The sequence below is a fragment of the Actinoplanes sp. NPDC021490 genome, assembly GCF_055562135.1.
Genome location: NZ_JBVHFW010000026.1, coordinates 118,816 through 132,353 on the forward strand (window position 1 = coordinate 118,816; position 13,538 = coordinate 132,353).

The window sequence follows — 13,538 nt, forward strand, 5'->3', positions numbered from 1 at the left end:
GCGGCAGGCGCGACGGCGCTACGGCAAGCGGGACGGCGCACCAGCCGAAACCGCCACCGCGCCCGCCGCGCGACAGGACCGACGGGCCGGCCCGGGCGGACGCAGGGCAGCAGCAGGACAGAGACGGGAAGGCATGCCGGACGGGCGTAGCTGGGCTTTGCGATCAACGACGGCGCAATGCGCGAGGACTCGGCCACGTTTGTCGGCTATGCGGCTTACGGCCAGACGATCACGACGTGGAACCCGGCGCCTTCGCGGCGGGAGCTGACGAGCGGTTCGCTCTGAGTGGCGGCCGTCGGTAAGGATGAGGGATGCGGGTTTTTCGGGACGGGTACGGGGTTCCGCATCTGCGGGCCGACTCGGTGGATGAGCTGGCCTTTCTGCAGGGGCGGGTGACCGCGGCCGACCGCGGCGACCAGATCGAGGTGGAGCGGCGGCGTTCCGAGGGGCTGCTGGCCGAGATGGTCGGTCCGCAGGGGCTGGGCTGGGACAGGTTCGCCCGGCGGGCCCGGATCGACGACACCGCCCGCCGCGCGTTCGCCAAGCTCGATCCGCGCACGCGGGAGTGGCTGCGGGCGTACGCGGAAGGGGTCCGCGCCGGCGGTGTCACCTGGCACCCGTGGTCGTCGCTCGGGGTGTTTCTGGCCCGGCACATCATGTTCGCCAGCTTCCCGTCCAAGCTGTGGAACTCGCACGTCGAACGCACCCTCGGCCCGCACGCCGTCGGCTGGTTCCTGGCCGACGGCGATCTCGCGGGCAGTTCCGGCAGCAACGCCTGGCATGTGCCGGGTGAGATCGCCGGCGACCCGCACCGGCTGATTGAGCTGCCCGGCGTCTATCAGCAGATCCGGCTGGCCTGCCCGGAGTTCGACGTGGCCGGCCTGACCTTCGCCGGTGTGCCGGGCGTGCAGCATTTCGGGCACACCGGCGGCGTCGCGTGGGCGGTCACCAACGCGATGGCCGACTATCAGGATCTCTTCGTCGAGGAGCTGCGCCGCACGGCGTCGGGTCTGCAGGCGTGGGGCCCGCACGGGTGGGAGCCGGTCCGGGTGCACACCGAGACCATTCCCGTACGCGGGGGAGGCAGCGAACTGGTCGAGGTGATCGAGACGGCGCGCGGCCCGATGATCGACACCGCTCTGAGCCTGCGCACGCCGGCCCGCGCCGATCTCGATCTCGGCTTCTCAGCGCTGCTGCCGCTGCTGCACGCGTCCACCGTGGATGACGTCGCCGCCGCCCTCGAGCGCTGGGTGGAGCCGGTCAACAGCATCCTGACCGCCGACACCACAGGCCGCGCCCTGCAGCTCACGGTGGGCAAGGTCCCCGTACGGGATGATCGCAACGGCCGTGTGCCGGTGCCGGCGTGGGATCAGACGCACGCGTGGGCGGGCGGATACGTGCCGATGACGCGCCTGGAGGTGACCGGTGTCGCCGTGAACGCCAACGACCGGCGGCCGGACACCGAGCCGTACGGGAACGCCTTCGCCTCGAAGACCCGGGCGCGGCGGATCCGGGAGCTGATCGACCAGGGAGTGCCCGCGCAGCGGATCCACATGGACACGCCGATGCCCGCGGCGAGCGTCGAGGCGGGCAAGCACGCGGCGTGGCGGACCGAGGTGGCGCGGCGCCTGCACGAACACCCGGCGCTCAAGCCGCTCATGCAGCCGCACGGGTTCGACCCGCTGTTCGACGGCTGGACCGACCCGCGGATGCGGATCGGCGGGATGCTCGACGGCGTGCTGGCCGGGCTCGGGCTCACCGCCGGGGAACTGGTCGTTCCGGCCACGATCGAGTCGGGCCCCTGGGGTGCCAGACACCTTCTTGATCCCGTACGGCTTCCGGGGCTGACCGCCGAGATCCCGCGCACCGAGCTCGGCGGCGAACGCGACTCGGTGCTCTGCCTCAACAGCATCCCGGGTGTGACCGACCGGTGCTCGCGCGGCCCGGTCGCCCGCTACGTCTGGAACATCGCCGACCGGCAGCTCAGCCGCTGGATCGTGCCGTTCGGGGCGTCCGGCGACCCGGCCTCGCCGCACTTCGCCGACCAGCTGCCGCTGTGGCAGCACGGCGAGCTGATTCCGCTGGTCACGGACTGGTCCGCGCTGATCGAGGAGCCGTTAGGCTGACGCCCATGAGGTTTCGGGCGGAGCTGCGGCGTACGGGCGGCACGACCACCGGTTTCGAGGTGCCCGGCGAGGTCGTCACCGAGCTCGGCGGGGGCGGCCGACCCAAGGTCACCGTGGTCGTCAACGGCTTCACGTTCCGCTCGGCGATCGCCAAGATGGGCGGCAGTTACTGGCTGGGCGTCAGCGCGGAGCGTCGCGAGGCGGCCGGCGTGAGCGGCGGCGAGACGTACGACGTCGATGTGGAACTGGACACCGCGAAGCGCGAGGTCGAGGTGCCCGATGATCTGCGCGCCGCCCTCGACGCCGACCCCGCCGCCCGGGATTTCTGGGCCACCCTGTCGTTCTCGAACCAGCGCTACCACGTCGACCAGCTCACCTCGGCCAAGACCGCCGAGACCCGGGAGCGGCGCCTGGCCAAGTCGCTGGCCCTGCTCGCGTCGGGTAAGGCGCGCTAGACCGGCCGGTACGCCACCTCGGAGTCGAGCAGCCGCACCCAGGCCGGTCGCCACTGCGGGGCCCGGCTGTTCATCTCTTCCTGCAGGTTGGTGCGCCACGGGCCCGAGACGCCGTCGTCGGCCCACCACTGGGGCCAGGAGTCGTACCGGCGTTCGACGAGGATGCCGGTCGCGGTCGTCTGCACCCGGATGAACAGCCATCGCCCGTACCGGGGATCGGACTCGGCCCGCCGCAGCCCCCGCAGCAGATCGCTGACCTCCTGGAAGGAGCCGAACCGGTTCTCGCCCGTACGGTCGGCCGGCGGATGCTTGCCGGCCTGCGTGCTGAGGCTGGTGGCGTCGGCGAAGGCGAGCACCGTGCACCGCCCGTCGTTCTGCGGTGAGCGGTCGCGCATCCACGCGGCCAGCGACTCGAGCTCGGCCGTCTCCGGCGGCTCGGGCCGGTTGAGCTCGACGGCGTCGTGCATGGCCGCCCAGACCAGGCGATCGTGCTCGCCCTGGCTGAGCCGGCGCACCCGGCGCATCGGGGGGCGGACGCCGGCCGGGATGCGCGGCGGCCGGGTGCCCGCGGTGATGCCGCCCCGACCGGCCGCGAACAGCGCGGCCCGCAGGTCGAGTTCGGGCGCGGTGAGCCGGCCGAGCAGCCGTTCGAATGCCGCGCCGGTGACCTCGCCCCGGATGGCCGCGATCAGCAGGTCCTCGCTCGCGCTGCGCACCTCGTCGCGCTCGTCCGGCGTGCCCAGGTCGTGCTGCCCCCACTCGGTGATGATCTCGGCCAGTTCGTGCAGCGTGTTCTCGTTGCTCAGCACCGGGCCGGCGGTCTGCACGAGGCCGTCGCTCAGCCCGTCGCGATAGCGGGTGCGCGACCATCGGCCCTCGGCGTGCCACACCACGAAGCCCAGCCGGTCGGACTCGGCCAGCGCGGTCAGGTCGTCCCAGGGCACCCACTCGGGCGCGTCGGTGAGCAGGTCGATCGGCGGATCGGCCTCGGCCGTGGAGCTGTGATCGCGGTCGTAGCCGAACAGCACCGCGCGGGCGCCGTCGACCAGCGCCAGCCGGGCCCAGCTGCCGCCGTGGTCGTCGCGGTGGGCCCCGCTGTCGTCGACGAACCAGACGTCGGGGTAGCCGATGCCGGTCAGCGCGGCGGACAGTGTCGCCCAGCGGGTCCAGATCAGTCCCGGTGCGGGCAGGTCGACATCGGTGCGCATCCGTCCACTGTGCCAAATGCCGCCGGGGTGGTCACACCCCCCTCGTGTGCCGGGGGCATGGCCGCCCGCGAAAAAGGTCGGACCGGACGGGGGATCACCAACGGTGACCTCGTGAGGCTGGTCCTGGCCGCGTAACGGACTTCTGGGCCGAACCCGATCGAGCATGATCACTCTGCGTGCATCGACTCTCTACAATGCCTGGGGTCGCGGCACTGCCGCCGTGACCCCATCGTCAGAAGGGCCGTCCGTATGCCACGAACGCACCGACTACTGACCACGGCGCTTGCCGGCTCCCTCGTGATCGGCGCGGCTTTCGCCGGCGCCGCTCCCGCCTCCGCCGGTCGCGCTCCATCGGAAGCTCGGCTCGTCGACGCAGTGCCTACGCCGAAGCTCGACTGGTACAAGTGTTACGAGATCGCCGAGTGCGCCACCGTGCGCCTGCCGCTCGACTACCGCAAGCCCAAGGGCAAGACCACCGAGATCGCCGTGCTGCGGGTCAAGGCCAAGAACCAGGCCAAGCGCATCGGCAGCCTGTTCGTCAACCCCGGAGGTCCGGGCGGCTCGGCGACGTCGTTCGCGCTGGCCGCGCCCGAGTTCCTCAGCGACGCCCTGCTCGAACGGTTCGACGTCGTCGGCGTCGACCCGCGCGGCATCGGCGCCAGCGAGCAGGTCAAGTGCTTCCCGTCGGTCAAGGCGCAGACCGAGGTGCTCAACCTCATGAACGTGCCGTTCCCCGTCACCGCCGCCGAGGAACGCGACTACGTCACCGGCTCCAAGAAGCTGGGCCGGGCCTGCTCGACCACGGGCCGGCCGCTCACCGCCCACGCCTCCACGGCCGAGGTCGCGCGCGACATGGACGTCGTGCGCCGGGCGGTCGGCGACAAGAAGCTGAACTATCTGGGCTTCAGCTACGGCAGCGCCCTGGGCCAGTACTACGCCAACATGTTCCCGGAACGTTTCCGGGCCCTGGTCGTCGACGGCGTGCTCGACCCGACCGCCTGGGTCGGCAACACCCGGCAGATCCTCGACCAGCGGCTGCGCTCCAGCGACGGGGCATACAAGGCGCTGCACGAGATCCTGGTCCGCTGCGACAAGGCGGGCGAGTCGCGGTGCGTCTTCGCCGAGGGTGACCCGGTCAAGCACTTCGACCAGGTCGCGAACCGGCTCAAGACCGACCCGATCGAGTTCCCCGACGGGGCCGGCGGCACCATTCAGGTGACGTACGCGATCTTCATCAGCGCGGTCCTGGGCACGCTCTACAGCACCGACGCCGGCGCCGGGGTCACCCAGCTGGCCGACGAGGTCGCCACCGCGCAGGAGGGTGGCACGACCGCGCCTCTGCTCCGGCGGGTCAACGCGGCCAAGGCCTCCCGGGCGTACGACTTCCCGTACGAGAACGGGTTCGAGGCGGGCAGCACGGTGATCTGCACCGACGGCAAGCACCCGGCCGACGCGTCCTCGTGGCCGGCCGCCGTCGACCGCCGCGAGCGTGAGGCCAAGTACTTCGGCCGCTCGTGGGGCTGGATCGACAGCCAGTGTGCGAACAAGACCTGGACCGTGCGCGATCCCAACGCGTACACCGGGCCGTTCACCAACCGCACCGCCGCCAAGTTCCTGATCGTCGGCAACTTCTGGGACCCGGCGACCAACTACCGCGGCGCCGTGTCCTCGCGTGCGCTGGCGCCCAACGCGAGCCTGCTCTCCAGCAACAACTGGGGTCACACCGCGTACGGCTCCGGGGTCTGCGCGACCACGACGATCGACAACTATCTGCTGACCGGCACGGCCCCGCAGGACGGTAAGACCTGCACCGACGCCGCTCAGCCGTTCACCGAGCCGCTGCCCGCGGCCTCGGCCACCACGAAGGCGGCCACCGCGAAGCAGCGGCCGCCGGTCGCGACGATCCGCCCCGATTCGGTGCTGATCGCCGACTGACGAGTGCCGGCTTCCGTCATGCCCTAGGTGTGGCGGAAGCCCTCGTTCGAAGGCTTCCAGTCGGCGCTGTCGCGGGTGTCCGCGGTGTGGCCGGTGACGGCGGCGGCGAGGATCAGCAGGAAGAAGATTGCGATTGCGATAGCCATGACCAAGAGTTTCGTCTTGCTCGCAGATGGTCGACAGTGGCAGTGATGCCACACATCTTCAAAATCCTGCCAACCGGCCGTATGCTCCGTCATATGCTGCGCAACGTGGCCGTGATCGTCCTTCCCGAGGTGGCCGTCTTCGAGCTCGGGGTCCTCTGTGAACTGTTCGGTTACGACCGCACGGCCGACGGTCTGCCGGGCTACGACTTCGCCGTCTGCTCGATCGACGGCGGACCGGTCGCCAGCCGGGCCGGTTTCGAGATTTCCGTACGCCATGACCTGTCCCGCACCGAGCAGGCCGACCTGGTCGTGGTGGCCCCGTTCGACAACCCGGAGTTCGAGCCGCCCGCCCCGGTGCTCGACGCCCTCCGCCGCGCCCACGAGCGAGGCGCCTGGGTGATGAGCGTGTGCACGGGCGCGTTCGCGCTCGGCGCGGCCGGCCTGCTCGACGGCCGCCGCTGCACCACCCACTGGCTGCACACGGCCCGCCTGGCCCGCCTCTATCCGGCCGCGATCGTCGACCCCGACGTGCTCTATGTCCAGGACGGCCGGGTCCTGACCAGCGCCGGCACGGCGGCCAGCATCGACGCCGGCTTGCACCTGATCCGTCAGGAGCACAGCACCGCCGTGGCCCGGATGATCGCCCGGCGGATGGTCGTGCCGCCGCACCGCGAGGGCGGCCAGGCGCAGTACATCGAGACCCCGCTCCAGGCCGTCGAGTGCGCGACCCTGCAGCCCGTGCTGGCTGCCGTGCTGGCCTCGCTGGACCAGCCGCACACGGTCGACACGATGGCCGAGATCGCGCACATGGCGCCGCGCACGTTCGCCCGCAAGTTCCGCGACGAGACCGGGGCCACCCCGCACGACTGGCTGATCAGCCAGCGCATGCTTCTGGCCCGCAGCCTGCTCGAGGATTCCCACCTGGGCATCGACGCGATCGCCGCGCGGGTCGGGTTCGGCAGCGCGGCGACCCTGCGGCATCACTTCGCGCAGCGGCTCGACACGACCCCGCAGGCGTACCGGGGAACGTTCCGGTCGTCACAGCCGGTGTGAGCGCGTCGATCGCCGGGCAACACCACACCATGGCGAAGACTCCTGGTCCCACCGTGTTCGTGCTCTTCGGGGCGACCGGCGACCTGGCCCGGCGAATGGTGCTGCCGGCCTTCTACACGCTCGCGATCGAGGGGCTGCTCCCGGACGACTGGGTGCTGGTGGGCAACGGCCGGGGGGACGTGAGCCATGAGAACTTTCGTGGTCACGTACGGGAAGCTCTCGAAGAATTCGGGCCCAAGCCGTCGCAGGGTCCGTGGAAGGAGTTCTCGTCGCGGCTCCGGTTCGCCGGCGGCGGGTTCAACTCCGACGACCCGGGCAGCCTGCTCGACGTGATCGCCTCCGCCCGGAAGGAACTGGGAGGATCGCCCCAGCTCGTGCACTATCTGGCGATTCCGCCGGTGGCGTTCGAAGAGACGACCAAGGCGCTGGGTGAGCACGGGCTCGCCGCCGGGGCCCGCGTGGTCTTCGAGAAGCCGTTCGGCACGTCGCCGGAGTCGTTCCGGTCGCTCAACCGGCTCGTGCACCGGGTGCTCGACGAGGATCAGGTCTATCGGATCGACCATTTCCTCGGCAAGGAGGCGACGCAGAACCTGCACGTCACCCGGTTCGCCAACGAGGTGTTCGCGGCCATGTGGAACCGCGACCACATCGAGAGCGTGCAGATCGACGTGCCCGAGACGCTCGGGATCGAGCAGCGGGCCGCGTTCTACGACGCCACCGGAGCGGTCCTCGACATGCTCGTCACCCACCTGTTCCAGGTGGCGGCCGAGGTCGCGATGGAGCCGCCGGCCAGCCTCGGCTCGGCCGACCTGCAGGCCGCGCGGGAAAAGGTGATCCGCTCGTTCCGGCCGCTCGACCCGGCCGAGGTGGTGCTCGGCCAGCACACGGGCTACAAGCAGATCAAGGGCATCAAGCGGGGCTCGGCCACCGACACGTACGTGGCGGCGAAGCTCTGGATCGACAACCCGCGCTGGCGTGGTGTGCCGTTCCTGCTGCGTACGGGAAAACGTCTGGCCGAGAGCCGGCAGGTGGTGAGCCTCGTGCTGCGCACCCCCACGCGCCCGCTCGGCTCGCTGCCGCCGCAGGCCAACGTGGTCACGTTCGACCTGGCCGGCGACGGCAACATCGACCTGTCGCTGCTGGTCAAGCGGCCCGGGGTCGCGCTCGACACGGAATCCGCCTCGGTGCGGCTGCCCCTGGACAACGTGCCCAACGGCGAGCCGCTGCCGCCCTACTCCCGGCTGATCCACGACGTGCTGCTCGGCGACCGGGCCCTGTTCACCCGGCCCGACGGGCTGAGCGCCACCTGGAAAGCGGTCGGGCCGCTGCTCGACGACCGCCCCAAGCCGGCGTCCTACGCGCCGGGATCGTGGGGGCCGGCCGCCGCCCGCAAGCTGGCCGCGCCGCACCGGTGGCTGCTGGGTCAGTGATCCCGACCGGCCCCGGCGACGAAGAAGTGCGTGCCGTCGGGGTCGGCCAGTTCACCGCGCCCGGCGTCGATGACCGTCGCCCCCAGCTCGAGCAGCCGGTCGACGTCGCCCTCGATCTCGAACAGCACCCGGTCGGGCCCGTTGCGCGGCGCCACCGGCGGCCCACCCCACGCGATCTTCGTGCCGCCGCGGGGTGACTGGATCGCCGTCTCCTCGTTCTCATCCCAGACCAGCGGCCAGCCGACCGCGGCGCTCCAGAAATGCCCCACCGCCCGCGTGCCGTCCCAGGCCCATTCGCCGAGAAAGCCGGTGCCGGCCAGAAACTTGTTGCCCGGCTCGATCACGCAGAACTCGTTGCCCTCGGGATCGGCCAGCACAATGTGGCCCTCCTCCGGCTTCTGCCCGACGTCGAGATGCCGCCCGCCCAGCTCCAGGGCGCGGGCGACGGTGCGCTGCTGATGGTCAGCCGACTCGCTCGTGAGGTGCAGGTGGGCCCGGTTCAGCCCGGATCGGGGCTGGTCAAGCGGAAAGAACCGGATCGGGACGGCGAGGTCGTCGCGGGGGCGGACGGTGACATCGTCCCGCTCCCAGTCGAGCAGCCCGGCCCAGAATTCTGCTTCGCGGCGGGGATCCTGGGCGGCGAAGAGGATCGATCTCATTCCCGCTTTCTACGGCGGCGCCCCCGGGTCCGCATCCCTATTTCCGCGCGCTGATCAGATCCACTGCCTCGGCGACGGTTGCTGCGGTCGGCGCTGACGACGGGGTGGGCGGGCGGTTGACCATGATGACCGGGAGGTCGCGTTCCCGGGCGGCCACCAGCTTGGCGTCCGGGCCGCCGCTGTCCTTGGTGACCAGCACGTCGATCCGGTGGTCGGCCAGCAGTCGCCGCTCGCCGTCGAGGGTGAACGGGCCCCGGTCCAGCAGCACCTCGAGCCGGTGCGGCACGGGCGGCGACGGCGGTTCCACCGAGCGGGCCAAGAACCAGGCGTCCACCTGGGCGAACGCCGCGATGCCCTGTCGTCCGGTGGTCAGGAACACGCGGTGGCCGAGCCGGGGTATCCGGGCGGCGGCTTCCTCCAGATCCCGTACGCGATGCCAGACGTCCCCGTCCCGTTCGGTCCACCCCGGTCGTCGCAGCACCACCAGCCGTACGCCCGCAAGCCGGGCCGCGGCCGCCGCGTTCTCGCTGATCCGGGCCGCGAACGGGTGGGTGGCGTCGACGAGCACCTCGATGCGCTCGGCCCTCAGATAGCCGGCCAGCCCGTCCACGCCGCCGAAGCCGCCGATCCGCACCTCGCCCGCGGGTCGCCGGGGAGCGGAGGTGCGCCCGGCCAGCGAGCTGATCACGGTCCCGGGCAGCGCGTCGGCCAGCTCCCGGGCCTCGCTGGTCCCGCCGAGGATGAGCACTCGCGGCGGCGACCGGTCAGTCATGCGGGTCGGTGCGGCTGCGGGCGGCCGAATACAGGTGGCTGTCCGGGAACTGCGAGGCGGTCAGGGCGGGACCCACCACGATGACGGCCGTGCGGCGGATGCCGGCCGCGACGACCTGGGCGGCGATGCCGGCGAGCGTGCCCCGCAGGATGACTTCGTCGGGGCGGCTGGCCCGGGCCACCACGGCCACCGGGCAGTCCGGGCCGTAGGCGGGGATCAGCTCGGCGGTGACGGCCTCGATGCGCTGGACGGCCAGGTGCAGCACCATCGTCGAGCGGCTGGCCGACAGGGTGGTCAGGTCCTCGCCGGCGGGCATGGCGGTGGCGCGTTCCGCGGTCCGGGTCAGGATCACGGTCTGGGCCACGCCGGGCACCGTGAACTCGCGGGCCAGCGAGGCGGCCGCGGCGGCGAAGGCGGGAACGCCGGGCGTGACGTCGTACGGGATGCCGGCTTCGTCGAGGCGGCGCATCTGCTCGGCCACCGCGCTGAACACCGACGGGTCGCCCGAGTGCAGGCGGGCCACGTCCTGGCCGGCCGCGTGGGCGGCGGTCAGCTCGGCGATGATCTCGTCGAGCGTGAGCGGCCACGTGTCGACCCGGCGGGCGCCCGGCGGGCACCCTTCGAGCAGTTCGGCCGGCACCAGGCTGCCCGCATAGAGACACACCGGCGACGAGGAGATCAACCGCTGTCCCCGTACGGTGATCAGGTCGGCCGCGCCCGGACCGGCGCCGATGAAGTGGACCGTCATCGCGTCACCGACCAGATCGTCACCGGCATCATGGGTCTCCATCCCGTAAAGCCGCCCACCGGCGAGCCCCGGCTCACCGACAGGCGGGTCAGCTCCCCGCCCCGTTCCGCGTGCGCCCGGGCCAGCACGGCCTCCGACTCCACGGTCACCGCGTTGGCCACCAGGCGACCGCCCGGGCTCAAGGCGTCCCAGCAGGTCTCGAGCACCCCGGCCGTGGTCAGCCCGCCGCCGATGAAGATCGCGTCGGGGGCCGCCAGCCCGGCCAGCGCCTCCGGGGCCCGGCCCTCGACAACCGTGAGGCCGGGAACACCCAGGCGGGCGGCGTTGGCCCGGATGGTCGGCACCCGGGCGGGCGAGGACTCCACGGCGACGGCCCGGCAGGTCGGGTGGCTGCGCATCCATTCGATACCGATGCTGCCCGAGCCCGCGCCCACGTCCCAGAGCACCCGCATCTCGGCCGGGGCCAGCAGCGCCATCGTCACGGCCCGCACCTCACGCTTGGTGAGCTGGCCGTCGGTCTCGTACGCGGAGTCCGGCAGCCCGGGCACGATCGACGTCCGCGGCCCGTCCCCGCCGCAGTCGATCGCGATCACGTTCAGCGGGTCGCCCGGCGGATGCTCCCACCCGGCCGCCACGCCGCTGTACACGCGCTCTTCGGGCCCGCCGAGCTGTTCCAGCACCGTGACCCGGGCCGACCCGTAGCCGGCCTCGGTCAGCAGCGAGGCGACCAGCGCCGGGGTCGACGCGTCCCGCGACAGCACCAGCAGACGCCGGGCCGGGTTCAGCCCCCGGCGTACGGTGGCCGGATCGGCGGTGACCAGGCTGAGCACCTCGGTCGTGGCCAGCGGCCAGCGCATCCGGGCGGCGGCCAGCGCGACCGACGACGGGTGCGGCACCACCCGTACGCGGTCGAACCCCACCAGCCGGGTCAGCGTCGCGCCGATTCCGTGGAACATCGGATCACCGCTGGCCAGCACGGCCAGATCGGCCGGGCCGACCTCCTCGATCAGATCGCCCAGCCCGGGCTTCAGCGGCGACGGCAGCGGGATCCGCCGGGCCGTCACCGAGTCGGGAAGAAGCGACAATTGACGCTTACTGCCGATGATCACCTTCGCCGACGAGAGCGCGTCCTGCGCCGTACGGCCCAGCTCGGGCCACCCGCCGGCCCCGATGCCGACCACCGTGAGCTGGTCGGGGTGATCAATAACCATCCGCCGAACCTATCGCGCGCCGGATCCCGAGATTTTCCCCGTCCGGTTGAGCGAAGCCGGGGCCGGGTGCGTACAACTTCCCGACGGCTTGCCGAGACCGGGTCGTCACGTCAGCCGCAGGGGGTGGCCGGCGCCGCAGACGACCGCTGAACGGGTGAGAACCATGGCGCAGGGTCCGCCGACGTTCCAGGCCTTCGACGATCAGCGCTACCAGGCCGACGAGGACGCACAATACTTCGCCGATCTGCGGGCCACCCCGGAGTCGGATCCGTGGGGCGAGCAGGACGACGATCGCGACCTCTCCGACGGCTACGGCGTGCGCGAGGTCGACGAGGCCCGCGACCCGTGGGGCGACGATCCTCTTCGCGACGATCCTTACCGCCGCAGCGACCTGGTCGTCGAGTCGAACACCGACCCGTCCGGCTGGAAAGCCTCCGGCCCGGTGCAGCCGCCGATCCCCGACGACCGCCCGCCCGCCGAGGCGATCTCGGGCAACCGCCTGCTCACGGTGCTGCTGTTTTTCGCGGGCCTGGCCACCAGCGTCTCGCTCTGGCTGTTCGAGACCCAGGCCGGCGAGGTCAGCGACACCGCCAGCCTGATGCTCGCGGCCGGGCGCATCACCGGCCTGATCGGTGGCTACGTCCTGTTCATCCAGCTGCTCATGATGAGCCGGGTCAGCTGGCTCGAGGAATGGGTGGGCGCCCGCGACCTGTTGCGCTGGCACCGCTGGCTGGGCACCTCGCTCTGCGTCTTCGTGCTGGCCCACATCGTCTTCATCGTCTACGGCTACGCGCTCACCGCCGAGACCGGCGTCGTCGACCAGGGCTGGACGATCATCACGACGCTGCCCGAGATGCTCAGTGCCTCCGCGGCGACGATCATCCTGGTGGTCATCAGCCTGATCTCGATGCGGGCCGCCCGGACCAGGCTCCCGTACGAGTTGTGGCACCTGATCCACCTGACCGGCTATCTCGTGCTGCTCCTCGGCTACGGCCACCAGGTCGCCACCGGGGCCAACCTGAGCGGCCCGTTCGCCTCGATCTTCTGGCCGGCCCTGACCGCGCTGGTGATCTCGGCTCTGGTCTGGGGCCGCCTGATCGAGCCGGTGTGGCTCAACCTGCGGCACAAGTTCGAGGTGGCCGAGGTCGTCTCCGAGGGCGGCAACACGTTCTCGATCTACATCGACGGCAAGAACCTCGAGAAGCTGCCCGCGCAGGCCGGCCAGTTCATGCGCTGGCGGTTCCTGACCCGCAACGGCTGGTGGCAGTCGCACCCGTTCTCGCTCTCGGCCGCACCGAACTCGCAGTGGCTGCGCCTGACCGTGACCGCGGTCGGCGGGCACACCAAGCGGCTGGCCGACATGAAGCCGGGCACGCCGATCTGGGCCGAGGGCCCGTTCGGCGTCTTCACCGCGCAGCGCCGCACCCGCCGCCGCGCCCTGCTGATCGCCGGGGGCAGCGGCATCGCCCCGATCCGGGCCCTGCTCGAGGACATGCCGCCGGACACCATCGTGATCTACCGGGCCAGCCGCCCCGACGAGCTGGTCTTCCGCGGCGAGCTCGAGGAGCTGGCCGAGCAGCGCGACGCCTGGGTCCGCTACATCGTCGGCGGCCGCAACGACCCCGGCCCGCGCCGGCTGTTCACCTCCGAGGGCCTGCTCGGCCTGGTGCCCGACGTGAGCCGCCGCGACGTCTACCTCTGCGGGCCGCCCGGGCTCGTCGAGGCGGCGGTGGGGACCCTGCGCGATCTCGACGTCCCCGACAGCCAGCTGCACCTCGACCCGTTCGAGTTCTGA

At 71.7% G+C, this 13,538-nt stretch carries 12 protein-coding genes; 6 read left to right on the forward strand and 6 right to left on the reverse strand.

Annotation, left to right across the window (positions count from 1 at the left end; all coding sequences use genetic code 11):
* The first annotated feature begins 311 nt into the window (after positions 1-311).
* Both ACZ3I4_RS45115 and ACZ3I4_RS45120 read left to right on the forward strand, forming a co-directional pair.
* Positions 312-2,126 (forward strand): penicillin acylase family protein, encoded by a 1,815-nt coding sequence (locus tag ACZ3I4_RS45115; RefSeq protein ID WP_465388324.1) that lies wholly within the window; start codon positions 312-314, stop codon positions 2,124-2,126.
* A 5-nt stretch (positions 2,127-2,131) separates the two neighbouring features.
* Positions 2,132-2,581: a YdeI/OmpD-associated family protein gene (locus ACZ3I4_RS45120; protein WP_465388325.1), complete on the forward strand. Its 450-nt coding sequence runs from the start codon at positions 2,132-2,134 to the stop codon at positions 2,579-2,581.
* On the opposite strand, the gene ACZ3I4_RS45125 is transcribed toward ACZ3I4_RS45120, so the two are convergent.
* Positions 2,578-3,789 (reverse strand): hypothetical protein, encoded by a 1,212-nt coding sequence (locus ACZ3I4_RS45125; RefSeq protein WP_465388326.1) that lies wholly within the window; start codon positions 3,787-3,789, stop codon positions 2,578-2,580. The two genes, ACZ3I4_RS45120 and ACZ3I4_RS45125, sit on opposite strands and share 4 nt — an antisense overlap.
* 375 nt (positions 3,790-4,164) lie before the next feature.
* On the opposite strand from ACZ3I4_RS45125, the gene ACZ3I4_RS45130 reads away from it, so the two are divergent.
* Positions 4,165-5,724, forward strand: coding sequence for an alpha/beta fold hydrolase (locus ACZ3I4_RS45130; protein WP_465388327.1), 1,560 nt, complete (start codon positions 4,165-4,167; stop codon positions 5,722-5,724).
* A 23-nt stretch (positions 5,725-5,747) separates the two neighbouring features.
* On the opposite strand, the gene ACZ3I4_RS45135 is transcribed toward ACZ3I4_RS45130, so the two are convergent.
* On the reverse strand, positions 5,748-5,870 hold the full coding sequence (locus tag ACZ3I4_RS45135; protein WP_465388328.1) for a hypothetical protein: 123 nt from the start codon (positions 5,868-5,870) through the stop codon (positions 5,748-5,750).
* 93 nt (positions 5,871-5,963) lie between these two features.
* On the opposite strand from ACZ3I4_RS45135, the gene ACZ3I4_RS45140 reads away from it, so the two are divergent.
* On the forward strand, positions 5,964-6,923 hold the full coding sequence (locus ACZ3I4_RS45140; protein ID WP_465388329.1) for a GlxA family transcriptional regulator: 960 nt from the start codon (positions 5,964-5,966) through the stop codon (positions 6,921-6,923).
* Positions 6,924-6,952: 29 nt separating this feature from the next.
* Entirely contained in the window at positions 6,953-8,353 is a 1,401-nt protein-coding gene (locus ACZ3I4_RS45145; RefSeq protein WP_465388330.1) for a glucose-6-phosphate dehydrogenase, read from the forward strand.
* Here the strand turns inward: ACZ3I4_RS45145 and ACZ3I4_RS45150 are convergent.
* Genes ACZ3I4_RS45150 through cbiE form a run of 4 tightly spaced genes read right to left on the reverse strand, consistent with a single transcriptional unit; the run spans position 8,347 to position 11,743 of the window.
* On the reverse strand, positions 8,347-9,012 hold the full coding sequence (locus ACZ3I4_RS45150; RefSeq protein WP_465388331.1) for a VOC family protein: 666 nt from the start codon (positions 9,010-9,012) through the stop codon (positions 8,347-8,349). The two genes, ACZ3I4_RS45145 and ACZ3I4_RS45150, sit on opposite strands and share 7 nt — an antisense overlap.
* Positions 9,013-9,049: 37 nt before the next feature.
* Positions 9,050-9,784, reverse strand: coding sequence for a cobalt-precorrin-6A reductase (locus ACZ3I4_RS45155; RefSeq protein ID WP_465388332.1), 735 nt, complete (start codon positions 9,782-9,784; stop codon positions 9,050-9,052).
* On the reverse strand, positions 9,777-10,574 hold the full coding sequence (gene cobM, locus ACZ3I4_RS45160; RefSeq protein ID WP_465388333.1) for a precorrin-4 C(11)-methyltransferase: 798 nt from the start codon (positions 10,572-10,574) through the stop codon (positions 9,777-9,779). The genes ACZ3I4_RS45155 and cobM overlap by 8 nt, the downstream gene beginning before the upstream one ends.
* The gene (cbiE, locus tag ACZ3I4_RS45165; protein WP_465388334.1) at positions 10,529-11,743 is read right to left on the reverse strand and encodes a precorrin-6y C5,15-methyltransferase (decarboxylating) subunit CbiE; all 1,215 of its coding nucleotides are present in this window, start codon (positions 11,741-11,743) and stop codon (positions 10,529-10,531) included. The genes cobM and cbiE overlap by 46 nt, the downstream gene beginning before the upstream one ends.
* 163 nt (positions 11,744-11,906) lie before the next feature.
* On the opposite strand from cbiE, the gene ACZ3I4_RS45170 reads away from it, so the two are divergent.
* On the forward strand, positions 11,907-13,538 hold the full coding sequence (locus tag ACZ3I4_RS45170; RefSeq protein WP_465388335.1) for a ferredoxin reductase family protein: 1,632 nt from the start codon (positions 11,907-11,909) through the stop codon (positions 13,536-13,538).

What these genes read in the sequence shown, in the direction of transcription:
- ACZ3I4_RS45115 (WP_465388324.1), top strand. Translation starts at nt 312, where the DNA reads ATGCGGGTTTTTCGGGACGGGTACGGGGTTCCGCATCTGCGGGCCGAC.
- ACZ3I4_RS45120 (WP_465388325.1), top strand. Translation starts at nt 2,132, where the DNA reads ATGAGGTTTCGGGCGGAGCTGCGGCGTACGGGCGGCACGACCACCGGT.
- ACZ3I4_RS45125 (WP_465388326.1), bottom strand. Translation starts at nt 3,789, where the DNA reads ATGCGCACCGATGTCGACCTGCCCGCACCGGGACTGATCTGGACCCGC.
- ACZ3I4_RS45135 (WP_465388328.1), bottom strand. Translation starts at nt 5,870, where the DNA reads ATGGCTATCGCAATCGCAATCTTCTTCCTGCTGATCCTCGCCGCCGCC.
- ACZ3I4_RS45140 (WP_465388329.1), top strand. Translation starts at nt 5,964, where the DNA reads ATGCTGCGCAACGTGGCCGTGATCGTCCTTCCCGAGGTGGCCGTCTTC.
- ACZ3I4_RS45145 (WP_465388330.1), top strand. Translation starts at nt 6,953, where the DNA reads ATGGCGAAGACTCCTGGTCCCACCGTGTTCGTGCTCTTCGGGGCGACC.
- ACZ3I4_RS45150 (WP_465388331.1), bottom strand. Translation starts at nt 9,012, where the DNA reads ATGAGATCGATCCTCTTCGCCGCCCAGGATCCCCGCCGCGAAGCAGAA.
- ACZ3I4_RS45155 (WP_465388332.1), bottom strand. Translation starts at nt 9,784, where the DNA reads ATGACTGACCGGTCGCCGCCGCGAGTGCTCATCCTCGGCGGGACCAGC.
- cobM (WP_465388333.1), bottom strand. Translation starts at nt 10,574, where the DNA reads ATGGAGACCCATGATGCCGGTGACGATCTGGTCGGTGACGCGATGACG.
- cbiE (WP_465388334.1), bottom strand. Translation starts at nt 11,743, where the DNA reads ATGGTTATTGATCACCCCGACCAGCTCACGGTGGTCGGCATCGGGGCC.
- ACZ3I4_RS45170 (WP_465388335.1), top strand. Translation starts at nt 11,907, where the DNA reads ATGGCGCAGGGTCCGCCGACGTTCCAGGCCTTCGACGATCAGCGCTAC.